Origin of the sequence: Rubripirellula amarantea, assembly GCF_007859865.1 — a bacterium.
GTDB lineage: Bacteria > Planctomycetota > Planctomycetia > Pirellulales > Pirellulaceae > Rubripirellula > Rubripirellula amarantea.
Window position 1 is genome coordinate 848488 of the sequence record NZ_SJPI01000003.1, and the last position, 25081, is coordinate 873568.

At 54.5% G+C, this 25081-nt stretch carries 22 protein-coding genes, 1 tRNA gene and 1 other RNA gene; 14 read left to right on the forward strand and 10 right to left on the reverse strand.

The window, feature by feature from the left end:
• The first annotated feature begins 38 nt into the window (after positions 1 to 38).
• Positions 39 to 791: an SDR family NAD(P)-dependent oxidoreductase gene (locus Pla22_RS23250; RefSeq protein WP_146517216.1), complete on the forward strand. Its 753-nt coding sequence runs from the start codon at positions 39 to 41 to the stop codon at positions 789 to 791.
• Positions 788 to 1969 carry a GspE/PulE family protein gene (locus Pla22_RS23255; protein WP_165440807.1) on the forward strand — a complete coding sequence of 394 codons (1182 nt, stop codon included), beginning with the start codon at positions 788 to 790 and terminating at the stop codon, positions 1967 to 1969. The genes Pla22_RS23250 and Pla22_RS23255 overlap by 4 nt, the downstream gene beginning before the upstream one ends.
• Positions 1970 to 1992: 23 nt before the next feature.
• Here Pla22_RS23255 and Pla22_RS23260 read toward each other — a convergent pair whose 3' ends face one another.
• Positions 1993 to 2325: a hypothetical protein gene (locus tag Pla22_RS23260; RefSeq protein ID WP_146517220.1), complete on the reverse strand. Its 333-nt coding sequence runs from the start codon at positions 2323 to 2325 to the stop codon at positions 1993 to 1995.
• 268 nt (positions 2326 to 2593) lie between these two features.
• Here Pla22_RS23260 and Pla22_RS25805 point away from each other — a divergent pair, with 268 nt between their 5' ends.
• Positions 2594 to 2953 (forward strand): hypothetical protein, encoded by a 360-nt coding sequence (locus tag Pla22_RS25805; RefSeq protein ID WP_146517222.1) that lies wholly within the window; start codon positions 2594 to 2596, stop codon positions 2951 to 2953.
• A 313-nt stretch (positions 2954 to 3266) separates the two neighbouring features.
• On the opposite strand, the gene Pla22_RS23270 is transcribed toward Pla22_RS25805, so the two are convergent.
• Complete coding sequence (locus tag Pla22_RS23270) at positions 3267 to 3752, reverse strand: hypothetical protein (RefSeq protein ID WP_146517224.1); 486 nt, start codon at positions 3750 to 3752, stop codon at positions 3267 to 3269.
• A 108-nt stretch (positions 3753 to 3860) separates the two neighbouring features.
• Positions 3861 to 4439 carry an anthranilate synthase component II gene (locus tag Pla22_RS23275; protein ID WP_146517226.1) on the reverse strand — a complete coding sequence of 193 codons (579 nt, stop codon included), beginning with the start codon at positions 4437 to 4439 and terminating at the stop codon, positions 3861 to 3863.
• Positions 4440 to 4973: 534 nt separating this feature from the next.
• Here Pla22_RS23275 and Pla22_RS23280 point away from each other — a divergent pair.
• The 3 genes from Pla22_RS23280 to Pla22_RS23290 all read left to right on the forward strand — a co-directional run bounded on the left by Pla22_RS23280 (position 4974) and on the right by Pla22_RS23290 (position 7356).
• Positions 4974 to 5435 (forward strand): DUF2617 family protein, encoded by a 462-nt coding sequence (locus Pla22_RS23280; protein ID WP_242632282.1) that lies wholly within the window; start codon positions 4974 to 4976, stop codon positions 5433 to 5435.
• A 5-nt stretch (positions 5436 to 5440) separates the two neighbouring features.
• On the forward strand, positions 5441 to 6190 hold the full coding sequence (locus tag Pla22_RS23285) for a HisA/HisF-related TIM barrel protein (RefSeq protein WP_165440808.1): 750 nt from the start codon (positions 5441 to 5443) through the stop codon (positions 6188 to 6190).
• Between the two features lie 287 nt (positions 6191 to 6477).
• Positions 6478 to 7356, forward strand: a complete 879-nt coding sequence (locus tag Pla22_RS23290) for a phosphatase PAP2 family protein (RefSeq protein WP_146517231.1) — start codon at positions 6478 to 6480, stop codon at positions 7354 to 7356.
• Here Pla22_RS23290 and coaD read toward each other — a convergent pair.
• Positions 7353 to 7853, reverse strand: coding sequence for a pantetheine-phosphate adenylyltransferase (gene coaD / locus Pla22_RS23295; RefSeq protein ID WP_242632283.1), 501 nt, complete (start codon positions 7851 to 7853; stop codon positions 7353 to 7355). The genes Pla22_RS23290 and coaD overlap by 4 nt on opposite strands.
• Positions 7854 to 8050: 197 nt before the next feature.
• Here coaD and Pla22_RS23300 point away from each other — a divergent pair, with 197 nt between their 5' ends.
• Together Pla22_RS23300 and Pla22_RS23305 are read left to right on the forward strand one after the other, a co-directional pair.
• Positions 8051 to 10105, forward strand: coding sequence for a hypothetical protein (locus tag Pla22_RS23300; RefSeq protein ID WP_146517235.1), 2055 nt, complete (start codon positions 8051 to 8053; stop codon positions 10103 to 10105).
• Positions 10102 to 10521 carry a hypothetical protein gene (locus Pla22_RS23305; RefSeq protein WP_146517237.1) on the forward strand — a complete coding sequence of 140 codons (420 nt, stop codon included), beginning with the start codon at positions 10102 to 10104 and terminating at the stop codon, positions 10519 to 10521. Before Pla22_RS23300 ends, Pla22_RS23305 begins: the two co-directional genes overlap by 4 nt.
• Here Pla22_RS23305 and Pla22_RS23310 read toward each other — a convergent pair.
• Positions 10518 to 12260, reverse strand: coding sequence for a DNA-methyltransferase (locus Pla22_RS23310; protein WP_146517238.1), 1743 nt, complete (start codon positions 12258 to 12260; stop codon positions 10518 to 10520). The two genes, Pla22_RS23305 and Pla22_RS23310, sit on opposite strands and share 4 nt — an antisense overlap.
• A gap of 183 nt (positions 12261 to 12443) precedes the next feature.
• Here Pla22_RS23310 and Pla22_RS23315 point away from each other — a divergent pair, with 183 nt between their 5' ends.
• Positions 12444 to 13856 carry an arylsulfatase gene (locus Pla22_RS23315; RefSeq protein ID WP_146517239.1) on the forward strand — a complete coding sequence of 471 codons (1413 nt, stop codon included), beginning with the start codon at positions 12444 to 12446 and terminating at the stop codon, positions 13854 to 13856.
• Between the two features lie 15 nt (positions 13857 to 13871).
• On the opposite strand, the gene dnaX is transcribed toward Pla22_RS23315, so the two are convergent.
• The 3 genes from dnaX to Pla22_RS23330 all read right to left on the reverse strand — a co-directional run bounded on the left by dnaX (position 13872) and on the right by Pla22_RS23330 (position 17847).
• Positions 13872 to 15785: a DNA polymerase III subunit gamma/tau gene (gene dnaX, locus Pla22_RS23320; RefSeq protein WP_242632284.1), complete on the reverse strand. Its 1914-nt coding sequence runs from the start codon at positions 15783 to 15785 to the stop codon at positions 13872 to 13874.
• 21 nt (positions 15786 to 15806) lie between these two features.
• An RNA gene (gene ffs, locus Pla22_RS23325) (signal recognition particle sRNA small type) lies at positions 15807 to 15901 on the reverse strand.
• Positions 15902 to 16080: 179 nt separating this feature from the next.
• A complete protein-coding gene (locus Pla22_RS23330; protein ID WP_146517240.1) occupies positions 16081 to 17847 on the reverse strand; it encodes a hypothetical protein in 1767 nt (588 codons plus the stop codon).
• A gap of 285 nt (positions 17848 to 18132) precedes the next feature.
• Here Pla22_RS23330 and wecB point away from each other — a divergent pair, with 285 nt between their 5' ends.
• Positions 18133 to 19308, forward strand: a complete 1176-nt coding sequence (wecB, locus tag Pla22_RS23335; protein ID WP_146517241.1) for a non-hydrolyzing UDP-N-acetylglucosamine 2-epimerase — start codon at positions 18133 to 18135, stop codon at positions 19306 to 19308.
• A 124-nt stretch (positions 19309 to 19432) separates the two neighbouring features.
• On the opposite strand, the gene pyrF is transcribed toward wecB, so the two are convergent.
• Positions 19433 to 20350 (reverse strand): orotidine-5'-phosphate decarboxylase, encoded by a 918-nt coding sequence (gene pyrF, locus Pla22_RS23340; RefSeq protein WP_146517242.1) that lies wholly within the window; start codon positions 20348 to 20350, stop codon positions 19433 to 19435.
• A gap of 165 nt (positions 20351 to 20515) precedes the next feature.
• On the opposite strand from pyrF, the gene Pla22_RS23345 reads away from it, so the two are divergent.
• Positions 20516 to 20590, forward strand: a tRNA-Pro gene (locus Pla22_RS23345).
• A gap of 187 nt (positions 20591 to 20777) precedes the next feature.
• On the opposite strand, the gene Pla22_RS23350 is transcribed toward Pla22_RS23345, so the two are convergent.
• Positions 20778 to 21974 (reverse strand): LptF/LptG family permease, encoded by a 1197-nt coding sequence (locus Pla22_RS23350; RefSeq protein ID WP_242632285.1) that lies wholly within the window; start codon positions 21972 to 21974, stop codon positions 20778 to 20780.
• Positions 21975 to 22204: 230 nt separating this feature from the next.
• Between Pla22_RS23350 and dapA the strand changes: the two genes are divergently transcribed.
• The 3 genes from dapA to Pla22_RS23365 all read left to right on the forward strand — a co-directional run bounded on the left by dapA (position 22205) and on the right by Pla22_RS23365 (position 25073).
• The gene (gene dapA / locus Pla22_RS23355) at positions 22205 to 23113 is read left to right on the forward strand and encodes a 4-hydroxy-tetrahydrodipicolinate synthase (protein WP_146517243.1); all 909 of its coding nucleotides are present in this window, start codon (positions 22205 to 22207) and stop codon (positions 23111 to 23113) included.
• A 365-nt stretch (positions 23114 to 23478) separates the two neighbouring features.
• Positions 23479 to 24243, forward strand: a complete 765-nt coding sequence (locus tag Pla22_RS23360) for an MlaE family ABC transporter permease (protein ID WP_146517402.1) — start codon at positions 23479 to 23481, stop codon at positions 24241 to 24243.
• Positions 24240 to 25073, forward strand: a complete 834-nt coding sequence (locus Pla22_RS23365; RefSeq protein WP_242632287.1) for an ABC transporter ATP-binding protein — start codon at positions 24240 to 24242, stop codon at positions 25071 to 25073. The genes Pla22_RS23360 and Pla22_RS23365 overlap by 4 nt, the downstream gene beginning before the upstream one ends.
• The last annotated feature ends 8 nt before the right edge of the window (positions 25074 to 25081 follow it).

A 25081-nucleotide genomic window follows, 5' to 3' on the forward strand; every position in this document is an offset into this window, starting at 1 on the left:
CCCATATCCCGACTATTTGAACTACCACCACCTGACCTATGACCTCACAAAACAATCCTGTCGCGATCGTAACCGGCGGCGCCACGGGCGTTGGGCGTGCTTGCGTGCTTCAACTCGCAAAGCGTGGCTTTGATGTATTCCTAAATTATTCGCGCAGCGAGTCCGACGCTTTGCAAACCGCGAGCGATGCGGGTGCTTTTGGGACCACAATCACACCGGTGAAGTGTGATGTTTCGCAAGATGCTGAGGTTCGAGCGATGCTCGATCGACTACGCCAGCAGCATGGTCGCTTGGATGTCGTCGTAAATAATGCGGCGATGACGGACTTCGTACCCTATTCAGATTTAGAGGGGCTCACTGAAGCGAAATGGGATCGCGTACTCGCGGTCAATCTGAAAGGTACTTTTTTTGTTTCTCGTGCTGCGGCTGAGTTGTTAACGGCGGGGCAGGGCGGTGCCATCGTGAACGTTAGTTCGGTGGCGGCGATCACAGGAATGGGTTCGTCGATTGCATACGCTGCTTCGAAGGCAGGCGTGAACTCGATGACGAAGTCGCTGGCCAAAACGTTGGCTCCAAAGGTTCGGGTCAATGCGGTTTGCCCCGGTCCGATTGATAGTCGCTGGATCCGCGAGGGGATTCCGGGCTGGAGCATCGACGAGATGGTCGCTGACTATCCTATCCCCAAGCCATCCAGTCCCGATGACATTGCCGACGCCGTGATATTTTTCGCGTTAGGAACTTCCATGACCACCGGACAAATTTTGTCTGTCGACGGAGGACAAACGTTGTGAGTGAGCTCTCTGGGTTGCGAGACCAGTGTTTGCAAGGGCTGAACGAGTCGGATGCGAACTTTGCGGTAGCATTCATTGACCGCTTGCTTCCGCTTGCCGTTCAAGCACGCGCTTCAGACATCCATTTGCAACCCGCCCACGGTCGCTGGGAAGTCATGCTGCGAGTGGACGGGGTGCTCTCTTCGCTTGGCTACATCCAGAAATCTGGCGAAAGCGACTTGGTGTCTCGACTGATGGTGATGGCTCGTCTGCCAACCTACCGATCGGGCCAACCGATGGAAGGTCGTATCTCAATTCCTGGGAACGAAGCAGATTCAACTTTGCCCGCTCGCCTAGGCGTATTCCCGACGGTGCATGGAGCTCGAGCAGTCGTTCGAATTCTACGCAATGACGAACAACCACACTCACTTGATCACTTGGGTTTTGATCCATCCGTCGTTCAACAGGTACAAGACCTTTGCCAGCAGAACGACGGTGCCCTACTGCTAACCGGACCTGCGGGCAGCGGCAAGACGACAACGATGTATGCAATGCTTCGCCAAATCGCAGCGAGTGTGCCCAAACGCAGCGTGCTGACGATCGAGGATCCTGTGGAAGCCGAGATTCGTGGGGTTTGTCAAAGTGAACTTGATTTAAGCCAAGGTATGACGTTGGCATCCGCATTGCGAAGTGCTGTGCGGCAAGATAGCGAGGTGTTATTAGTTAGCGAAGTACGCGATCCTGAAACTGCCGAAGCCGTGATGCAAGCTTCGATGACGGGACACCTCATCTTTTCATCGGTACATTCGACTGATGTTGCGGCGACATTGAAACGTCTCGTTGCTTACGGAATTCCCACTCATGTCGTTCGCAGCGGATTGCGAGCCGTCATCTCACAGCGTCTGCTTCGCGTTTTTTGCACCCAGTGCGATCATTCACCCGCAGCGACGGCTACTTGCCAAAGCTGCTGGGGCACGCGGTACCATGGCCGCACGGCAGTGGCACAATGCGTGAGGTTTGATGGCAGCGACCAGGTTGGCGAAGCTTTCGCAGTGAGTCTTGAGGCGGGCCATTCCACCTATCAAATGACCAGGGCAGCCTGCGAAGCCGGTTACGTTTCGTTGCGAGATCAAGCGAACGAACTGGTCAAACAAGGCATCACCGACGAAGCGGAAGTCTACCGCGTGCTGGGTAGCTAGCGGTCGCCGGATAAATCGTCCCGCTACATGAAGAACATCACGGCGACGATGATGCCGAAAATCACGCCGACTCCAAGATAGATCGAAATCCCCAGCGTGTTTGAACCGCCAGTCTTGCCGTTGTACTTATGCCCGCAGAATCCACACTTGACGTGGGTAAGCAATTTCGGCCCCAACACACCGCCCCACCACGAAAACGAAACGGCGTTGGCGACTTGTTGCTGACATTGAGGACAGGGTGCAAAGTTGGCTCCCGTCGGGGAAACACCCGGCGGCAAAACACCTTCATTCATCGGAGCCTGATACGGATTCGCTGAGTCGCGAAAATTCGGTGGAATGTTGCTGGGATCACTCATGAAACGGTGACGGTGTGAGTTCGGCGGGAGCAAATATCGTGATCAATGATACCTCAACGCGACCTCATAATGATCGCACTATTACTCTGACCACGAGTTTTCGAATTTTGCGTAAGTGTTTTACAGGCCTCGGATTACACGATCATCGAAGAGAATCCGATTGAATTTGGTCCAAACGATGCACAGGTTAAGTTCGGTGCTTGGCGTCGACGGAAAGTCGAGTGTGACGCAAAGCAACCAGAATCCCTCCCTCGTCTAAGGACAACTTATGATTAAGTCTCTCTGCTTGGCGGCAACGGTCGCTGTGACTGGTGCATTTGCATCAATCTCAAGTGAAGCAATGGCAGGTGACTGCTACAGCCGTAGTCATGGTCACAATCGGTCCCATCACGGATCGTACTATGGATCACGCTATCGCAGTCCAGTGCCACCCTACCGCAGTCCAGTCGTTCGCTACAGTTCGGGTTATCGTGGCGGCTATGTGCCTAGCCCATACCGATCCTATGGCTATGGCTCGCCATCGTTTGGTTCACGGTATGGCGGTTTCGGATACTCAGGATTTGGTTATGGTCGCGGAACTTCGATCGGTGTCGGTCGTCGTGGCGTATCCATCGGTATTGGTTTCTGAGGAAGTCTTTCCAAGTGACGTAGCTGAACTTCACCGCCTTGCGTGATCGAACGCGTTGAGGCGGTGGTGGTCAAAGGCGTGCGCGTTAGAAGCTATGAAGGTCCTGTGGAGTGAGCCAGATTACAGGATTGTTTCCGACCGCGGTCCGGCCGATCGTTAGTGATCGCTTAGCCCACCCGCGGTAATTTCCCACCCGTGGTAATTTTTGGGCGTCGCTTCCAATCGGGTTGAAAAAGAAAAGGGAACCTTCCACCGAGTTATCGGAAGAAGATTCCCTTGCATGGATTATCAAACGCTCACAACGAGCAGTGGACTAAGGGTTCACTCGATCTTGTCGCAGGAAATCGGTGACCGTTTCTGGCTCTTTCGTTTCGGCGGGTCCCATGAATAGCGACTGGAAGAACCCCGGCTTGGTTTCTTCGGTTTCCGTAGAAGGCGTTTTCGATGACGCCGTGAAGAACCGAGTTGGATTGAGCTTTTGCGGGTTCAATGCTTCCTTGGTTCGGTTCCAGCTATCGGAGGCCGTTTGAGTGACTTCCGAAAATAGTCCGTCTTTCTTGGTCTTGATACGGGTCTTTTCTTCTTCACCTGGAAGCAGTGCTTTGAAAGACGGCATCTTGAATTCGGGCATCTTCCAGTTCATGGGATTGAGAGGTCCCATCGGAGCCGCTTCTTCTGCCGAAACGATAGTGGCGGGCGAGGCCAAGCAAAGGGTGCTCACAATCATGGCTGCGCAAAGCAGATGACGAGAGGTAGCTAACAGGTGAGGGCGTTGTGTTCGTGACAGCATCGAAGTCATCGCTGAAGGTCTCCAGAAAGTATCCTCGCGGGCATCACTTACGCCGGCGAGTCGATATTCCATCTGGCTATCGCAAGTTTCTTCAACTGGCTGCAAGACCGATTTGGGCTACCAATGCAAAAAGCGACGAATCAGTTCGATGCCCGGCTGAGTCAGGAAACTTTCGGGGTGAAACTGCCACCCTTCAAGTTTGTGTTCTCGATGCCGCACCCCCATGATTTGCCGCGTGCCGCCGGTGTCCGTCCATGCCGAAACTTCTAAGCATTCCGGCAAACTCGATGGTTCGATGACAAGCGAGTGATAACGTGTAGCAACAAAGGGATTGTCCAAACCTGCGAACAAACCTTTTTGGTCGTGCCATATCTCGTCGGTCTTGCCGTGCATCAACTCAGGTGCACGCACAATTTTACCGCCAAAGCACTGTCCAATCGATTGATGCCCCAAACAGACTCCCAGAATGGGAATCTTTCCGATGAACGCTTCGACGCTACCGACGCTGATGCCGGCTTCGTTGGGGGTGCAAGGACCGGGCGATATCAGAAGTCGCGAAGGCTGAAGTTTTGCGATCTGTTCAACGTCGATCTCGTCGTTTCGGAAGACTCGCACATCCAAAGACGAATCGATCTCGCCCATTCGTTGAACGAGGTTGAAGGTAAACGAATCGTAGTTGTCAATGACGACGACCATGGGTGAGTTCCGACTTAGAATGTCAATGCAAATTTGCGTCAAAAAATGAAAAAACAGTTTCTACAATTCAACAGCTTAAACGCTCTTTAGCCAGTTGCGATACGGTGCGTATAATGAAGTCGGCGAAAGCGCGATTAGAGTGTCTCAGCATCTATCTGAACTTCAATCAAAGCAACCGCCCAGGCTTCAAAATCGCCATTGATTCGTCGAGCTACCCCAATACTTGAGCACTGCCCCGCGTAATTCGAAGTGAGACCCCTGATCAGATCGGTCTCTGCCCGCAATCGCCCGTCGAGCTCTTGTCCTATTTCCCCGACTCAAGTTGAGTTGAATTTTTCATAGTCGCTTCAGTAACGGTACACGATTGTGCTCTCGGTTCGCCCCAAAGTTGCGGAACTCGCCTTCCACGTCTTTTCTCGTTCGCTCCATCCCGAGCTCTACACCATTCACCAATCTCGGTGCATTGAACGCGAAAATTATCGTGCTCGAATCGACATTACTAATTGCGGTCATGTGGTGACGTGGAACGCGCACATGCCGACCGCCAATGACAATCCATTTGGCAATTCGGATCCTGAAATTTGCGCCAACGCTGATGGTGTGGCCTGCAAAAGCACACTCACACTCTGCGAGGTCGCAACGAGCGCACAACAGCCGTTGCCCAAACGTCGGTTGCTGCTATCCAAAGCCCTGAAAGGTAGCCGTACCGAACGAGCCGATTGCCGCGGCGAAGTGAGCTATCGGACCCACTTTCAGTTGGAACCGGTCAGCCCCGATATGTTTTGGATGGTCCAGCAACAACTGGGTAATGGCCCCACCGAAGGACTGCTGCACAAATTCGACGCAAGTGGCAGAATGGCTTTGGGAGCCCTGAGCTACGTCAGCATCGAAACTCGTTTACGTTCGATGCGCATTCAAGCGATTCACACATTTCCTGATGACTATGCAATTGTCAAAGTAGAATCGCTGTTCTCCATTGGCGACGACTCACACTGATCCCAGTGTCGTCACACAATCTTTGCAGTCATACCGATCGCTTGGTCGGTGTCATCGACTTAAAAGCTGGCCAAGCTGTCCATGCCGTTCGCGGTGAACGAACATGTTACGAAGCGGTCAAATTCTGTAACGGTGACGCAGCGATTCTTGCTGCCCACTATGCATCCGTTGGCATACGTCGGCTGTACATAGCCGATCTCGATGGCATTTGTCACGACTCCGTTAGCGAACGGGACATTGAAAGGACCGCAGCCGAATTCGTTCGCAACTGTAACGGTCAACCATTAGAGATCCTCGTCGATATCGGATGGAATGATTCCACCGTGGCCGAAGACATTAACCGTATCGTTCGACTAAACGAAACTTATCCTTCAATGCGGTGGATCGCTGCCACTGAAACGATGCTCAATAAGGAATCGCTCCGTCGTCTGACCGAAACCATTGCCGCGGATGAATGCGTATTGAGTCTCGATTATCGCGGGGGCATTCTTCAAAGTCGGCAAGACGACGAGCCAACTTGGATCGAGACTGCTAAACGATTGGGTTTGCGAGAGATTATCGTGCTCGACTTGCACGCCGTAGGTGCTAAGTCAGGTGTTTGCACCGCCGAAATTTGTCACCGAGTAAAAAAACGATTCCCCCATTCAAAGCTCTTTTCGGGTGGCGGCGTGCGACATTCGGATGACGTGGACGTTCTGACGACCGCAGGGTGCGATTATGTATTGGTCGCGACGGCCTTGCATCCGCAACCTTAATCTCCATAGCGACGCTAATCTCGATAGTGACGCCGGTCTCGGTTGTCAGGAGTTTTTGCGACAATGCATTCTAATTCGGCGGGCTCGACTTCGGCGGGGTGACCTTGCTTTGGGTTCGCAAAAATTGATACCTCCGAGTTGCCAAGATGGTCTTCGCAAACGCGACAAACGGCTCTGCAGTTTCACGATCGATTGCGAGAACAAACTTCATCGCCCGTTGATTCGATTGAAGCGAATCAACGTCAACGCTTGGCTGGTCGAAGCAAAACAACGCCAAAAGAAGTGTTATGGACCACGACTCCACTCATCGACTCAATCGCGTTCGTCGCGAGCCATCGCGTCTGCTTAGCTCGCGTCCCACTCATTCGCTAGTCGGAAGCCCTGACAGCTTCAAAATGGTCAGCCTCTTGTGGGTAGCGACGATCACTTTGTTGATGGTTCCGATGACAACATTGATCGACGTGCCCGTTGCCAGGTGGATCAATGCGCAAGAGTTCCCGGAATGGTCGTCGCATTTGCTTGACTTATCAGTCTTCTATTCCCACGGCACTGGCGTGTTCATTGTCCTGGCTCTATTGATCGCATTGTCGCCAAAGCGGCGATGGTACGTGCCACGATTGGCAACCCTAGCCGTTGGTGGTGCCGTAGTGGCAACGTTAACCAAGCTATTTATTCTGCGACCACGTCCCGGCAGTTTGTATTTGGACGCGGCTAACTTTGAATATGCGTGGATCTGGCAATTCGATTGGACGTTGTCGCAGGTCGCGACATTCGATCCGGCGACTCGTGCATTCCCTAGCGCTTCACTGGCAACCGCAACGGCGCTAACCGCTGGATTGTGGGTGATCGCGCCGCGCGTCCGCTGGTTGGCGTGTTTGCTTTGCGTGGGAACGATGGTGCAGCGAGCATTTTGCGGTGCTCACTTTACGAGCGATTTATTTGGATCGGCGTCCGTGGGCCTCGCATGGGCCTACGTTTGTTTCCATCCAAGTTTGATGGGTGCGGTGTTCGATCGGATCGAACCCGACTATTCGCTTGAACCAATGTCACCACGCGATGAAAACGAGGATGACAACGAGATCGTCGATGAGACGACGATCGCGGATGAACCAAACGCAGACTCTCAAGTCGTCGAAACGGTCCAAGACGAACGACGGGCCGCTTAAGCGTCCCCCCGCATTCTCGCACGCAAAGGAGCGATGATTTCAGGGGGAACAAACTTTGCGAGCTGTTCATCGTCGTCGCTCAATGCCGCGATTTGCTTCAACAGCGAACTGCTCACGTGAGCAAATCGGTCGGCTGCCATTAAGAAAAGGGTTTCGATCCCTGGGTCGAGTTGATGGTTCGCCATCATCATTGTGAATTCGCCTGCGATATCAGTCAGCGGTCGAATTCCGCGAATCATCACGTGCGCGTCGACGCTGCGAACGTAGTCGACCGCTAACCCTTCGAAAGTTGAGACTTCGACGTTGTCTAGGTCTCCGGTCACCTGTTGAACCAACTCAACACGTTCATTGGGAGCAAAGAGCGACTTCTTTTCTGCGTTGATACCGATGCCGATCACCAACCGGTCGAACAAGGGTGCTGCGCGCTCGATAATGTGCAAGTGTCCCAGCGTGATTGGGTCAAACGACCCCGTGTAGACAGCGACGCGAGTTGGCATAGAAACGGACATCCAAGTATGGTGGCGACGAAATGAACGTCAGAATTGTAATCGCCAACTCGATCGTCCGCTCACAGACTGGCCTTATGTCGCCCAGGTTTTTTGGCGAGCCCGTTGCCGATAAGATGACGCAAGTGATTGCGACGGGTAGGGACAGCCCGCTGCATCCCCATTTTCTCAATTATGACTAGGCATTCATGAGCAAACCGACACTTCAATGCTCGATCATCAGCATCGCCATCATTTGGTGCGGGTTGCCACTTCAAGCCAACGCCGATGATACGGCGCGAGCGAGAAGCGATAGTAATGCCCGCTACCTGCACCACATCGACCTTTACGACACGGCAAATCGCAAGATCACGGCGGAATCCCAGACGCCTTATTCGCCCAAAAACACATGCGGCCGATGCCACAGCTACGAAACGATTTCACATGGATGGCACTTTAATGCCTTTGACGTAGAGGCCGATGCGGGTCGCAAAGGGGAACCGTGGATTTGGACCGATCCTCGTACGGGGACCCAGCTTCCTTTGTCCTATCGACCTTGGCCGCACACGTTTGATCCGCGAGACCTAGGGCTATCCGAATGGTCAATGACGGCACACTTCGGAGCAAGGATTCCAGGCGGTGGGATCGGCGAGCCACAGGAAGGCGAGCTACGGGAAGGCGAATCAGCCCCAGGTGGAGCAGAGGAAATCGCTGAAACCTCTCGTTGGCTATTAACGGGCAATCTGGAAATTGACTGCTTAGCCTGCCATGCAGTCGATGGCGTTTATGACATGAACGCGAGACGCGAACAAATTGAACGCCAGAATTTCGCCTGGGCTCCAACTGCAGCTTTGCGAATGGGCGAGATTAAGGGTGATGTCTCACGTATCAAGGATGGATCCTCACCGGACGATGAAGCGACTAAGAAAAAGTTACCCACGGTCACCTACGATTCGCGCCGTTTCAACCTCGACGGTTCTGTTTTCATCGACCTAGTGCGTGAACCAACATCCAACGCTTGTTATCAATGCCATAGCCAACGATCAATTAACGAAAATGGCATTGAAGAACGTTGGATTCATGACGAGGATGTTCACTTGCGGGCGGGGATGCAGTGCGTGGATTGCCATCGCAACGGTATAGACCACGACATGGCGCGAGGGTTTGTCGATCAGGTAGCGACCGGTGGCCAGTCATTCGAAACGCTGTCATGTGAAGGGTGTCACCTAGGCGGCGACGACAGCACAAGCATTACCTCGCGAGCGGGTCGACTAGGATCACCTCAACCGCTGCATGAAGGATTACCGCCGGTTCATTTTGAAAAGCTTTCGTGCACCGCGTGCCATGGTGGTCCAGCTCCACGCGAGGAAGCCGTACGTATCATGACCTCGCTCGCACACGGTCTGGGTGAAAAGGGGCATCGAACGGGCGAAGAGTTGCCTGCGATCCTGGCCCCCGTGTTTGCCAAAGCGGACGATGGAAAGATTTACCCTCATAAGGTCATGTGGCCCGCCTACTGGGCAGAATTGACCGACGACAAAAAGCTCAAGCCTCTCGTTCCCGACCAAGTTTACGACTGGACTCGCAAATCGCTTCGCGTTCGCAGGAGCTTCATCGAGGAAATCATGCTTCCCAAACTAAAGTCCAGTGAGCTCAACGCATTGCTAGGACCAGAAAGAGGGAAGCTCAAACCAGACGAGTGGACCACCTCGGAGGTCGACAAAGTTAATGCAAGACAGCGTGAACTCGGTGATGCTGATTTTAAAGAGAAAGTTGCCAAGAGCTTGAATGCGATTGAGAAGGAACTCGGGATCTCTAACGCGGTTTATGTTTCAACGGGTAAAGTCTACGCCGCGACGGGCGACGGTGATTCTCTTCGAATTCTCGAGGATGTTGCGACATCGTCGGTCGATATGATCACTTGGCCCATGGCTCACAATGTCCGCCCAGCGGGCTGGTCCCTTGGCAAGGAAGGATGTGTCGAATGCCATAACGACGATGGACTAATCTTTGCTTCCACTGTTTCGGCCGATGGGCCTGTCCCAGGTGAGGGAACGACCGTCAGCATGGCGACGATCCAGGGCAGCGATGCTATCGAACGGAAGGCGTGGAACCAACTCTTCGGTGGGCGGGCAACTTTCAAATACGTTATCGCTGGTTCGTTGATAATGCTCTTCTTTACCTTTGTATTTGGGCTCGCAGTGTTTGCTTCGTCGTTAACCAAACTATCGGGAAGCACGACACGAAAAGGAGATGCATCATGAGTATCTGGATCGATCGAGTTTTAACAGCAGGGTTGCTCGTAATCATTGCCCTGCTAACCATTACCGCGATCCCAGTGATCGGTGGCGGTCATTTGGAAGGCCGTTGGCTGCTCGCACACATGATGGCCAGCGGAGCGATGGTGTTTGTGCTTCCGGCGTTCGGAATCACCGGACTTGTTCGCGCGGTTCGAAGCGAGCGTTTCCCTAAAATCCGCCGCGCCGCGTTCTGGATTATTCTGGTCGCAGGATTCTTCACCATTGCGACCGTATTCTTGTGCATGTTGCCGCTTCCATCGACCGATCAAATGCATCAATTGATTTTCTGGCACGCCTTTGCAGGCTTTGTTACAACCGCTTCGGCGATTCTCTTCACGCTGGGTCTGGTGATGAGCAGGCGAACCGAAACAACGAACTAGAAATCGCAATTCCAAAGTGGCTTGTACCACTTCACAAGATATCCTTGGCGAGCGAGCCGCGCGTCTGAAACCGTTGGTAGGTGCAGCGTGCAAACCTCAAGAGATTTTGCAGCCGGAGTTCCCGGCAGCCAGCCTTGCCTCGATGAGTCCGCAAGCTGCAAAGCGAGACGCGACTGCAAGTCGCTCGATTCGCCCACGTACAAGTACGCTGACTCATCCTTGGCTCGAATCGCGTACACTCCCGGGCCACCCTCGATCTTGTCAGCCTTAAACTTTTTGATCGATATCGCGTCCTTGGGTTTGAACTTCCGAAGTCCCAAGTCTTTGGCTGAAGCATTCTCCATCCGTTTTTGAACTTGGTGTCGTTCTTTTCGAAGCTTCAACGCTGCCCAGCGATATTCGAGTTGCAAGAACCCGGGCGCTATCGCCGACGCGTACTGGTCGAACTGCTCGGCCATCCGCGGATCACAAAGAATTTCATCGAGACTCGTCTCGGGATACAAGTCGCTTAATCGACGCCACGCAATTTCGGACGCATACAAGAATGGATCAAGTTGTTCCCAAGAAAACGCGGTGCGTTTTGACGTTTCAATTCCGGATGCTTTTAATTGCCCTGATTTGCGTACACGAAACAGCATCCGATTACGTTCTGCGGTCGTCCCTGCCACGGCACCGCGATCACATTGCAGTTGGAAGTCTTCATTCAGCAAAGGATCAGCCACCACTCGGTCGACCGAGTAGCCTCGATTGGCTTTTGCAAACGCTTCGATGATTGCAGGGAAATGAGAATCATCGAGATTCAATCCCTTAGCTAGGTTATCGAATCCACGTTCATTGTGCGGTGCCGTCGGAAGTCGTCTCGCTTGCTTAGACGATGTCGCCGGGGCGCTGGCTTTTGGTTCAGCGGCGCCTTCCAGCAGATCGCCAACGCTGCACGAATGTAGTCGCTCGTTCCCAAGCTTCGCGTAGTCCTGAGACATTTCAAAACCGAAAAACTGGCGGCCCAGTTTCTTGGCGACAGTCAGAGTCGTCGAACTTCCCGAAAACGGATCAAGCACCGTATCGCCCGGATTCGAACAAGACCGCACGATGCGTCCGAGAAGTTGTTCGGGCATTTGGCAACCATGAAAGCCAGCCCGTTCTTTAAACGTTCCCGCCACGCGTGGAAAGTACCAAGTGTCCTCGTCGGGTGTGAAGCCATCGACACAATCCTGCGGTCGCAAGATCCATGTGTCATCAGGACTTCGTCCTTTTGGATTCGCCCTTTTGTCACCATAAACCAACTGACGCGCCGAAGGGACAGCCACTTCGGATGGATGGTACGTGAAGCTCTTTTCGTCTTTGATAAAATGAAACAGGTGAGCGTGAGACCGCGTAAACTTCGCTGTGCAATGAACGCCAAAGGTGTAGTACCAGACAACCCAGCTACGAGTCTTGAAGCCTATTTTTTGGGCCTCGACTTTAAGCTCGGCCGCGTACTCATCGCCGATCGCAAGCCAGAAAGCTCCCGAAGCATCGAGCACTCGGTAGACCTCGCTCATCCACTGCGCCGACCATTCGATGTACTGCTGCGACTCAAGTCGGTCATCGTACTCGTCGTACGCATAGCCGATATTAAATGGCGGGTCCGCAAACACGAGTTGGACCGAACTATCGGGCAACTGGCCCATTGCTTCCACGCAATCGCCCAAATGAACCTGTCCTAGCCATTTCGAAAGATCCTGGTCCGTTGAAATCATGACGCCGTCGACAGGTTTACGAGTGAACGAGAAAAGATGGAACTGATCAAATTGGGTTGGTCGAGAGGCAAGTTATAAACCAAACCGACAACCTCGAAGCTCTGGGTACGTATAATGGCGGGCAAATCGCTCCTGCGCAAGGGGCGAAAGTCCCACCACTCCTTCCCTTCGCTTGAAATGACAATGTCTCGCTATTGCTCGCTCGTATTGGCAGTTCTGCTGTTTGGTGTCTCATCTCCCTTTTGTCTCGCAAATAAGCCGAACGTAATTTTTGTGATGGCGGATGACCTGGGATACGGTGACTTGGGTTGCTATGGACAATCGGTCATTCAAACCCCGCGTTTGGATCAGATGGCCGCGCAGGGAATGAAGTTCACGCAGTTCTACGCGGGAAACACGGTTTGCGCACCGAGTCGCAGTGTATTGATGACTGGCCAGCACATGGGTCACACTCACGTTCGGGGCAATGCTGGTCGTTCAGATATGTCGGCCCAGACGCTTCGTGAGCAGGACGTTACTGTGGCCGAGGTTATTGGTGCAGCCGGTTACACGAGCGGACTGATTGGCAAATGGGGCTTAGGAGAACTCCACAGCCCAGGGCATCCATTGGATCAAGGGTTCGATCGTTTCTTCGGATACCTCAATCAAACACACGCGCACAATTATTACCCCGAGTTTCTTTGGGATGGCGTAGAGAAAATCTCGCTCCGCAATCAGGTCGATCCTTCTCCCAAATCCTACGGCGCTTTCACCGGCGGTACGGCAACTAAAAGAATCGACTACTCCCATGATCTATTTGCTGATGAGGCACTGACCTTCATTGACGACCACCAAGACGGTCCCTTCTTCTTGTACTTGGCACTCACCATCCCGCACGCCAACAATGAAGGTTCGCAAATGACAGGTGATGGTGCTGAGGTTCCCGACTACGGCATCTACCAAACGAAAGATTGGCCCAACCCTGACAAGGGCCAAGCCGCAATGATTACTCGAATGGACAGCGACGTGGGACGGATCTTGGATCGCTTGACCGAGTTGGCGATCGCCGAAAACACGCTTGTGTTTTTTACCAGTGACAACGGCCCTCACAACGAGGCCAGCCACAACACGAAACGATTCAATCCCTCAGGTCCGCTGCGAGGAATCAAACGAGCGTTGTATGAAGGCGGCATTCGCGTTCCCGCGATCGCTTGGTGGCCCGGAACAATTGCCGCTGGTTCGACGACGGATCACATCGCGTACTTTGGCGATTTCATGGCAACAATGTGCGAACTAACGGGTACGGAAGTACCGGCCCACATAGATAGCATCAGCTTCTTGCCCACGCTGAAAGGTGATGCCAACGAGCAGGACGAACACGAATACTTGTATTGGGAATTTTACGAGCAGGGGAGTCGCCAGGCAGTTCGTTTTGGTGACTGGAAAGCAATCCGTCAGCCAATGATGACCGGTAAAATCGAGCTCTTTAACTTGTCCGAAGACATCGGTGAAACGAAAGACGTAGCCAATGACCATCCTGACTTGGTCAAGAAAGCTGCTGCGATGATGGCAGAAGCTCACGTTCCGAATCCCAACTGGAAAGTCGCCGGCAAGTAAGCCTGAGCGAACTCGCTAGCGTTGCCGGTCAATGCGAACAATTTCAGCACCAAGCATTTCGATACAAGACTGAACGAGTTCGTTTGATTCGATCTCTTTCATTCGTTGCATGCGAGAGGGCGCCTTCACGGTTGGCTCGGCTTCTTTCACGACCGCAACTGGGGCCGCAGCACGCAGTTCGACGTGGACGGCCATTCCCGCGTGTCGCGAGACTGCTTCCACGATCTTGCCAAAATGCTCGGGCGCCTCGCAGCGCCGGAGTGCAAGTGCCGACTCGGCGGGGAAGATCAAGTCTAGCCTTCCCGGTCCAGACGCCTCTACCGCCATCACGCTGTTGGCAAGCGTTGCGGTCATGTCTTCCATTTCGGCAAGTGCGTTTTTCCAAACGGTTTCAGCTTGCGTCCGTGACATCGTCACCTTGGGTGCCGATGCAAGATCTGGTTGTGGCGATGCTTTTTCGGCTGGTGCTGCAACCGCGACTGACTGCGACGCAACCTCCGATGCGGGAGTTGGTACAACCGCTTTATCAGCATTGGCTTTGTTCACTGACGCTTCCGGAACTGCGGCGGCGGGGGTCCCGGAAGAGGCAACCGCAGCAGGACGATCAAGCGTTAGCTTTTTTTTTTCGGCGGCCGATGCTGCAGAAATTTTGCCACCGCCGGATTGCTTGGCCGCAGAAGCCAGGTCGGCGATCTGCTGCAGGTCGGGCAGATTGCAGATTTGGATCAACGTGGCTTCTAACAACACTCGCGAATAAACGCTGTGGCGAATTCGGACGAGTGTTTGATCCACCAGTCCCACCACGGCCAACACCGTTTGCAGTCCCCAACGATTGCCAAGTTCAGCAAGGTCCTCTCGCATTGAAGCGGAAGTGTGCCTTAACAAACTAGGATCACAACCTACCGTGACCGCCATCAGATCTCGGAAGTACCCCAGCAATTGTTCGGCAAGGCGACCTGCGTCCACGCCGGCATCGATCGCTGCATCGATTTGCCGCATTGCATCGGCCGAATTTCGATCAGCCATCGCGGTAGCCAATTCGTGCAATCTCGCATCGTCCGCAGTTCCCAACATGGAATGGACGGCGTCAGCGGTAAGCTTGCCATCGCTGAAGCTGAGGACTTGTTCAAGCAGTGATTGGCTGTCTCGCATCGACCCCGCAGCACGGCGCGCAATCAATTCAAGAGCCGCTTCGTCTGCTTCAGCGCCTTCGGCCGTGATGATCTCAGATAACCGTTGAACAATCTTCTGAACTTCTACGGGTGCAAAGTCGAATCGCTGGCAACGACTCAACACGGTGATCGGAATCTTTTCGGGATCCGTCGTGCAGAAAATAAACTTAACGTGTTCAGGAGGCTCTTCGAGAGTCTTCAGCAGCGCGTTGAAGGCTGCGCCGGTCAGCATGTGGACTTCGTCGATGATGTAAATCTTGTACCGCGAACGACTCGGTCGAACACCAACGTTTGCACGCAACGACCGGATCTCGTCGATACCGCGATTGCTCGCACCGTCGATTTCAATCACGTCCACGTCTTCGCCCGAGTCGATTGCTTGCGCTATATCCGACTCGGGATCGGGACTGGCGGTTGGACCACCCGGGGCGTTAAGAGCCTTGGCAAAAATCCGAGCCGTGCTTGTCTTGCCGACTCCACGGGCACCGGTGAACAGGTAAGCGTGCCCAACCCGAGATGTTTCGATCGCGTTCTTTAGCGCGCGGCCAACGTGCTCTTGTCCCACCAATTCGTCGAAGGCTCGCGGTCGATAGCGACGGGCGACGACGACGTAGTTGCCGCCGTTGTTGGAATCACCATCGGAGCGTGCGGCTGCGGACATAAAACCGGAATTCAACTCTAAGGGGAATGCTCTGGGCTGCGTCACTCGCGACGGGTAACTTCCAGTCGATAGGTGTGCTTCCTCTTGAAGCATCATGGGCGAAAAAAAAGACTGCTCGGAGGCGGCGACCCTCACACAAAGCTACACCGCTTATGGCTGCTCCAGTTAAGGCCTGACCAGGTTCACGACTCACAGTCGCAAGGGCCGCCACCTCCAAACAGTCGTTTTCGCACTTCTTCGCTGGTAGCCGGGTCGCTTGTTGGGGTCATTCGACCCGTCGCAAGCGATTAAGCACCGCGTCCTTCATGATAAGGGCAATCCCACTGATTGCGGAAGCCGACAGAACAAAATTCACGTGAATGAATTCACATCGACGCCGGCTTTGGATCCACTAGCGACGCCGTCCTCGGCCGCCACCACCGTTTCCGCTGCCATTGTTGTTTCCGCCGCCGCCACGACCACCACGGTTCTTCTTGTGGTTTTCGATGTTGTTCTCGACGAAGATGTCAATCGTTTCGAGCCACGTCGGCGCGTTGGCGCGACGACGTGGCGGCTCACGATCGCTTGATCCTTCGTCACTGTCTCGGCTCGGACCACGATCTCTGCCTCGAGGGCGATCATCGCGTTCTTGATCTCGACCTTCCTGATCGCGACCTCGGCCGCCGCGTCCACGTCCACGACGCGGAGTGCGGCCTTCGGAATCATCTTCGCTAGATCGGGAACGAGGCTCGCTATCCGAACGCGATGACTCATCACGTGATCGACCACCGCCTCGTTGCGGACGACGGTCACTTTGCACTTCCTCAACATCCCCATCGTCATCGTCGCCAAACGCGGACGAACGCAGCAATGGATCATCGGAATCGTCACTCGACTTTTCGTTGGACTCGGTGTTCGTGCCTTCATCGCGGCCTCGGCCTCGCCCACGCCCACGCCGACCACGTCGTCGTGAACGACTTCGTGGTGCATCGTCATCACTTGCGGGTCCGCGGTCATCACCACCGTCGCTATCGCTGGACGATAGTAATCCTGAACCGAAGCCATCATCATCGTCGTCATCACGAGGAGCAGGGCGACGCGGGCGATCACCACGGGAAACCGTTTCGCTTTCGTCGCGACCACGTGGACGTCTAGATCGCTCGGAAGCACCATCAGCGTCGCTTCCTGAACGCTCACCGCGAGCAGGCTCTCGCCGTGCGGATTCACCCCGTCCAGATTCGCCCCGTCCAGATTCACCCCGCCCAGATTCGCTACGGGCTGGCTCATCGCGTCCGGAATCTGCACGACCCGACTCGCCACGGGGCGAGTCACCGCGACTAGAATCGTTGTCTCCTCGTGGTCCGCGTCCACGGCCACCACGTCCACCCCGACGTCCACGGCCTCGCCGAGGCTCTGATTCGCCGTCACGATCTGATTCGTCGTCGTCGCGATCAGTCACGAACTCGCTGACGACTTCTTCATCGTCTAGCGACTCGTTCGACTCGCTACCGAGATCTTGCTCACTGGCCCGCTGGCGAGCGCCGCGACGGCCTCGTCGACCACGGCGCGGCCGATCTTCCGAGTCACTTGATTTCTTACCAAAACTGCTATCCGTCGATTCTTCTGAACCGTCGTCCTGAGCTACTTGTTCGCTGCGAACTGAGCGATCTTCGCGTGATGGACGCTCATCGCGAGCGGGACGTCGCGAGTCATTTCGAGATGACTCGGACGAACGTTCTGGACTACCGACCACCGCATCGAGGTCTTTAGCATCAGCGACCGGACGCTCTGGTCTTTCGTAGCTGGATTGGCCTTCCTTACGAGTCGGTGCACCGAAACCAGGTAAGACAGCGGGCGGGGTTACAGCCGCGAGTGCTTGCAACACGTCGCCGGTGTCAATTTCTTCAATCCCACCGTCATCGGTGTCATCGGTGTCCTCGGGCGCCTTGCTGGCGACAGCGGGCTCATCCGCGTCTTCCACTTTAAAACCGCCAAATATCTCATCAGCCTTGGTTGGCTCGATGGCAGCGTCACTTGGACTTGGATCAGCTTTGTCTTCGGTGGTTTCTTGTTTCGGGGATTCTTCTTTTGCGGGCTTCTCTTCCTTCGCTTTAGGAGGTTGAGCCGGCCCAGGGGTTCCCAGCAGATTGGCTAGGAAATTCCAATGATCTGAACGCATGGAGTGATTTCTTCAACAGGAAGGGACGGGGCATTTCACGCCGCGTCGGGTGGAAAAGGCGATGGCCAGACCCGAGAGGTTGGCGGGCATGTCAGCTCGGCCAAATTGGGTAGGTGGGGCGATCGCGGGAGTTTTTCTGTGAATATAGGGCAACCCGACCGAAGATTTTCGGTGGCAATTCGTAAAGCTGCCGTTGCCGAGCTATATGTATAGCCCCAGATCATTTATCACCCAAGGCCAAGCCTGCTTCTTAGCCACCGAAATAGCCCGAAAACAACATTGCAGATGACTTTAAAACCGTCCAACCCCGCCCGATCCGCTCCCCTACGTCCTCTTGTCGTATTCGGCACTCGTCCCGAAGCGATCAAGATGTGCCCGATTTTGATCGAATGTCAAAAACGGCCCACGGAAATCGCTCCCATTATCTGCAGCACCGGCCAACACCGCGAAATGCTCGCTCAGGTGTTGGGCTACTTCGGAATCCAACCGGATATAGACCTCGGTCTGATGAAACCAGGCCAAACACTCACTGGGCTGACGGCAGCCTGTTTGACGGCGGTCGACCAAGTGATCCAGGACCAGAAACCGGATTGTGTCGTCGTCCAGGGTGACACCACGACCGTGATGGCCTCGGCCATGGCGGCCTTTTACCACCAAATCCCCGTCGTTCACGTCGAGGCGGGCCTACGCACCGGCGACCTGATGGCTCCATGGCCCGAAGAGTTTAATCGCCGGGTGGCTGGAATTGTCACCGAACTGCATTGCGCCCCAACAGAGCGAAGCGCTGATGCGTTGCGGCGTGAAGGAGTGCCCGAAAGCCAAATACGTGTCACCGGCAACACCGTCATCGATGCGCTTTTGCACACGGTGGCAAAAGAACGCAGCGATGATGCGGCGCTAAGAGAAAAGTATCCTGCCGCAACTGCCGATTCAGTGGTGCTTATCACCGGACATCGACGCGAGAACTTCGGTGGCGGGCTAGCCGATACCTGCGACGCGATCATGGAACTGGCCAAGACCCACGCAGAAACTCAGTTCATTTATCCGGTTCACCTGAACCCCAACGTGCAGGGCCCCGTCCATGAACGACTTGGTGGACTGCCTAATGTTCACTTAGTGAAACCAGCCGACTATCCCGAATTTGTCTGGCTAATGGACCGAGCGTCCGTCGTCCTTACTGACTCGGGCGGCGTGCAAGAAGAAGCGCCGTCGTTGCACTGTGCGGTATTGGTGACTCGCGAGAAAACGGAACGCCCCGAGGCTGTTGATGCAGGACTGGCTGAGTTGGTAGGAACCGACAAGCAAAAAATCATATCGCGAGTGAGCCACGCGATCGCCGAGCGTTCGAAAAACGCGAAGAACAGCCAAGGCAATCGCGACGAAATCGTCCTTAATCCGTACGGCGATGGAAAAGCATCCCAGCGCATCGTCGATTGGATGCTCGAGCGATGGCCTAGCTGAATCGCTTTTTTAAGAACGGTCAATCGAACGTCCAAAATCTTGCTACCCAGTGCAACGATTTAGTGCAACGATTTAGTGCAACGATTTAGTGCAACGATTTAGTGCAACGATTTAGTGCAACGATTTAGAATCGAAGTTGCTGATTCATTTCGTCAACGGCAGCACAGACGGCATCCTGCCATTGGCCATCTTGGAAACGATCTTTGAACTCAGGTCGTTGATGAGCGAAGATGATGTTTCGCGAATTGTTCACTACGGCTCCGAGTCCCGAATCGTCAAAGCCGGCCTTCACATCGTCTGCACCGCCGCCTTGGGCACCGAAGCCTGGAATCAAAATCCAGCTTGTCGGCATCGCTGCACGCAGTTCCGCCAATTGATCTGGATAGGTCGCGCCGACAACCGCACCAACGGGCCCGTAGCCGCACTTACCCAGTCGCGTTTCATTCAAACGGCGCACCAAACTAGCGACTGACTGATACACCGTTTCATCACCGGTTTTGCGATCCTGTAGAAAGCCACCCCCGGGGTTCGATGTCTTGACGAGTACGAATATGCCCGCGTTTCGCTCGTCACACACCTTCACAAAGGGCTCTAGGCTGTCTTCACCAAGATAGGGACTAACCGTTAGCGAATCGCCACCCCATGGGCTCGCCGCGCCCATGTAAGCATCCGCATAGGCCTCGGCGGTGCTACCAATGTCGTTGCGTTTGGCGTCAACAATGACTAGCAACTCCTTCGAACGTGCATAGCGAATCACCTCGCCCAGCGCAATGCAGCCCGCTGGTCCAAGCTGCTCAAAGAACGCGACCTGTGGTTTGACGCACGCGACCTTGCCAGCGACAACGTCAATGATTTCGGTGCAAAATTGCGTGTAGGCGGCTGCCCACGCGTCCGCCGATCCAGCGCCCGAAGTCACGAGGTCTTTCGTGATCGCAGGTGGAAGACTTGCCTTGCGAGGATCAAGCCCCACGCAAGTGACCGAACGAGTAGCTTGGACGGCTTGGGCCAACGAATCGGCAAAGGTCGAATCAGCGAGCGACATGGTGAGATTCCAGCGTGAACAGACAACATTTGCCTCCAATCTGAAGCCCTGCAAGCCGCATCGTCAATGTCACCTAGCGAACCGCCGACGCGTTGATTAGCATCTGGATTGTGAGAGAAAAACTCGGACGGATTTTCGTTCCGGACAGTGAGTTTGCCTTACAAACGGGCCGTAGCGCAGTCTGGCTAGCGCGCCACCTTGGGGTGGTGGAGGTCGCAGGTTCAAGTCCTGTCGGCCCGATCAATCTAAAAAGCCTCTTGGTGAACTCGATCACTAAGAGGCTTTTTTTGTGAAATGGCTGGTGTTGGCAAAGCGAAAGACCACGCGGCACCAAAGCCTACACGGCACCAGAGCCTAAAACGGGCGTTTAGAAAGCGCACGGCGAAATGGCGTTTGAACCATCCCGCCGGAACCAACTCGTCCCCGCTCAATAGCGTCGCACACGGGCAATCAAAACGGTCCCGATTGCGCCTAGGATGATGTTTCCCAACCACACCCCGTAGGGCGGAACATTACCATCCTTGGCTTGCTCAAGCCCCAAAATGAAGAGCGGGTAGTACAGGATCAGGGTCGGCAAAAAGCAAAGCCCAAACGTCGTCCAGTAGTCACTGGTCTTGGCGATCATCGCCAGCGGGGCTCCTACGACCACAAAGAAAAAGCAACTGAACCCCCACGCCCAACGACGCCAAGGTTCCGTTTGCAACTTCGTCAGCCGGCGTTTGCTTTGATGCAACTCGTTGGTGATCAAGCGTCCGCCAGGCCCCTCAATTTCTTCGCTGCGGGACGTCAGGATGGCGAAGCCTGTGTGAGCCGCCAATCGTCCCGTCGCCGCATGCGTGCGACTTTCTTGACGGATTCGTTCACTGCTAATCAATCGCAGCGGCAATTCGCTAGGACTGCGAGTGCTGATGTCCCGTTCCGCCATCGCTTCGGCCAGCGGGATGCGAATGACTTCCTCACCAGGCATGATGCTTTGAAACGACGTTCCCGCGGTGACCTGGCTGTCGACGACTCGAAGCAGCAACATTTGCGTGTCTGGATCAAGACTTAACTCGCCCTCGCGAGCCGTCAATTTCATCGGCCCATTCTTGCTGCCATTGTGCAGCGTCACCTCAGGCTGGATTAGACGTCTGCCCACCACTTCGCGAACGTGGATCGAAAAACCGTGGTCCGAGCGATAAACATGGTCCGATTGAAGTACGCGATAGGCGATGTCTTCGATCGACAACATCACGACGCGGTTGACCCCCGGACGTCCCCAGGAAACCGCCAAATCCGAAACTCCAACCGCAATCGGGCTCAGTAACGCTGCAAAAACTAAGGCTGGCTGCAACAATTTCAGCGGTGAAATGCCAGAAGACTTCACCGTTGCGACCTCGCCATCGGAAGCCATTCGGCCATAAACGCAGCATACCGAGAACAAAGCAGTCGCTGGAAACGCAAACTGCAGCGATATCGGAAGCACAAATGGCAGAAGCTGCAGAACGGCCATCGCGCCGAGTCCACGACGAATCAATTCCCGCCCCACACCAATCAGCAAGATCAGTAGCGTCAGCGCAACCAAGGACACCACAAAGATCTTAAGGATCTCGAGCAACACGTATCGCGTCAGACGGGTGGGCACGATGGCAGTGGACCAATAGTTAAGTGGTAGAGGGAGCGAAAGTTTCGTGAAACTCGCGTTGGAAAACCACCGCGAACTTTTGCTCGTCTCGGGCACTCTTACCAACTCCGCGGCCTTCAGCGGTAGGCCTTTCCCAATTTTCGGCCCTCCCGGCACTGCAAGTTCGCTGCTAAACTCCAGTCCTAGCAAAACCACTTAAAACTCCTATCATCCGTTCTCAGGCTGCTTCCATGACTCAGCGTAAAGGGTCCGACTACGCCGGATTATCCGTCGCCATTATCACGCCGTTCGCCGACGGTGAAGTCGATTATTCCCGTCTTCGGGAACAACTCGAGTTCCAGATCGAAGCGGGTACCAAATGCATCGTTCCTGTGGGCACTACCGGCGAATCGCCAACCCTGTCGCACGATGAACATGAGCGCGTGATATCGGAAGTCATCCAATGCGTCGCTGGCCGAGCCAAGGTGATGGCGGGAACCGGCAGCAACAGCACTGCGGAAGCATTGCGATTGACTCAGCGGGCTGCCAAAGAAGGCGCCGACGCTACGCTGCAAGTGGCTCCGTACTACAACAAGCCCACTCAGGAAGGCTTTTACCAGCACTTCAAAGCGATTGCCGAAGACGTCGACATTCCAGTTTGCGTCTACAACATTCCTGGACGTTCAGCCAAAGAAATTGATGTGGAAACGATCCAACGCTTGTCGGATCTTGCTGGCATTACGATGGTCAAGGAAGCGACCGGCAAGCTTGACCAGTGCTCCGCTATCCTAAGCACAACGAACCTGACGGTCCTTAGCGGAGACGACTCGTTGACTTTGCCCATGATGAGCGTGGGAGCCGAAGGCGTGATTTCGGTGGTCGGTAACGTTGCTCCCAAGCCAATGATCGAACTGGTCAATGCGGCCACCCAAGGCGATTTCGAAACCGCGCGTAACATCCACCACCGCATGTACAAGCTATGCAGCAACATGCTAGGTATTGCGACCAACCCGATCCCGATCAAAGCAGCAATGCAAATGGTCGGACGCGACACCGGTGAATTGCGTTTACCGATGACACCATTGGACGAAAATCAAATGGAATTTCTGCGTGAAACTCTGTTTGCATTTGGTCTAGAAGAAGCTGTGGCAACGACCTAGTTTCGAGCGACTCCGAATGGTTTTGATCGAGTCTCTTTTTGCCCGGTAATTTGCCCACCCTGCAGATTTCGGATCGGTTGGCTGCTGTCCGACCGGTTACTTTTGCGCAGTTTGCGTTATTCCCGGACGACTGACGACTCGATCGGATCGATTCCTGCGGATCGCCGTTGAGCCTACACACTTTACTCAAGCCGCAAGGTTTACCTAGCCGATAAAGAGGGAGTACGGAAACTCCTTTCAGCCAGGGTCACCAGAAGCTCGTGTCAGAATCGGCCGCCTCCATATCGAGCCTCCCGCGTAATCAGCGTGGTACTGCGTTGACGCGCTGGATCACCGACTGGGGATCCGCGGTTGTCGACGGGGTCATGACGATCGGTGACTTGGCCATGTTCACCTACCGCATGCTCGGTTGGATGTTCACGCGATTGCCTAGCCGCGGGACGGTGATGATCAACTTCTACCAAGTTGGCGCACTCAGTTTGCCAGTCGTTGCGTTAACGGGCACATTCATCGGCATGGTCTTGGCTGTGCAAAGCTACGCTCAATTTCATGCGATCGGACTCGACACTCGACTCGGTGCCGTCATCAATAGCACGCTGGTCAAAGAACTCGGCCCGGTGCTCGCGGCAACCATGCTCGCTGGTCGCGTTGGCAGTGCCATGGCGGCAGTTCTGGGCACCATGCGCGTGACTGAACAAATCGACGCGTTGACGACGATGGGTGCCGACCCGATTCACTACCTTGTCGTGCCTCGGTTCTTGGCATGCATTCTGCTGATACCTGCCCTCACGATTATGGCAGACTTCATGGGCATCGTCGGTGGCTATTTTTACAGCGTGATCATCTTGGGCATCGATCACGCAGCGTACTTGAACCACTCTCGCGAGGGCGTAGCGGGATTCGATTTGTTCAGCGGCATCTTTAAGAGCATATTCTTTGGCGGCATCATTGCCATCGTCAGTTGTTATCGAGGATTCCACTGCCAACCCGGTGCCGAAGGCGTCGGCAAGGCGGCAACGACCGCGTTCGTGTACTCGTTCGTTTTGATCCTAGCTGTCGACTTGTTTTTGACCATCGTGCTCAATTCCATCTACTACACCTTCTATCCGTCGGGAGCGTCATTCCTGTGAGCGACAATCAGCCGACTGCAACGAACCCTAGCAACGGAAACTTGATCGAGGTCGACGATGTTTCCGTGGGCTTCGATGGACAATGGGTTCTTCGAGATATCAACCTTCATATTCCTCGTGGGCAAACTCTCGCGATCATCGGGGAAAGCGGATGCGGCAAAACCGTGTTCATGAAAACGCTCGTTGGCTTGGTCACGCCTTCTTCGGGTACTGTTCAATTCGATCATCAAGACCTTGCAAAAATGAACGGCTCGGAACTTGCGAAGTTTCGACGCAGGATTGGGTTCGTGTTTCAGAATGCGGCTTTGTTCGACAGTATGTCTATCTTTGACAACGTGGCATTCCCACTTCGTCAAAGCGACCGCAGCGTCAAAGAGAGCGAGGTGAAAGAACGCGTCATGCAACACCTATCGGAAGTCGGGCTTCCCAGTGACGTAACACGCAAACGGCCGGCCGAACTTTCCGGAGGGATGCGAAAGCGGGTTGGCCTAGCTCGCGCGTTGATCCTACGCCCCGAACTTGTTGTATACGATGAACCAACGACGGGACTTGATCCAATCATGAGCGACGTCATCAACGAACTCATTCTCGATACGCGACGTCGATATCCCGTCACCAGTGTGGTTGTAACTCACGACATGCACACCGCTCGCAAGGTTTCCGACCGCGTGCTTATGTTTTTCCCACGACGACGCTTGGATCCTCACGAATCTCAAGTCATTTTTGATGGGCCTCCCAGCGATCTCGAACACGCCGAAGAGCGACGTGTTCGACAATTTGTCCGCGGTGAAGCGGGCGATCGCATTCGTGAATTGGCAAGCCAAGGATAAGTGCAGGC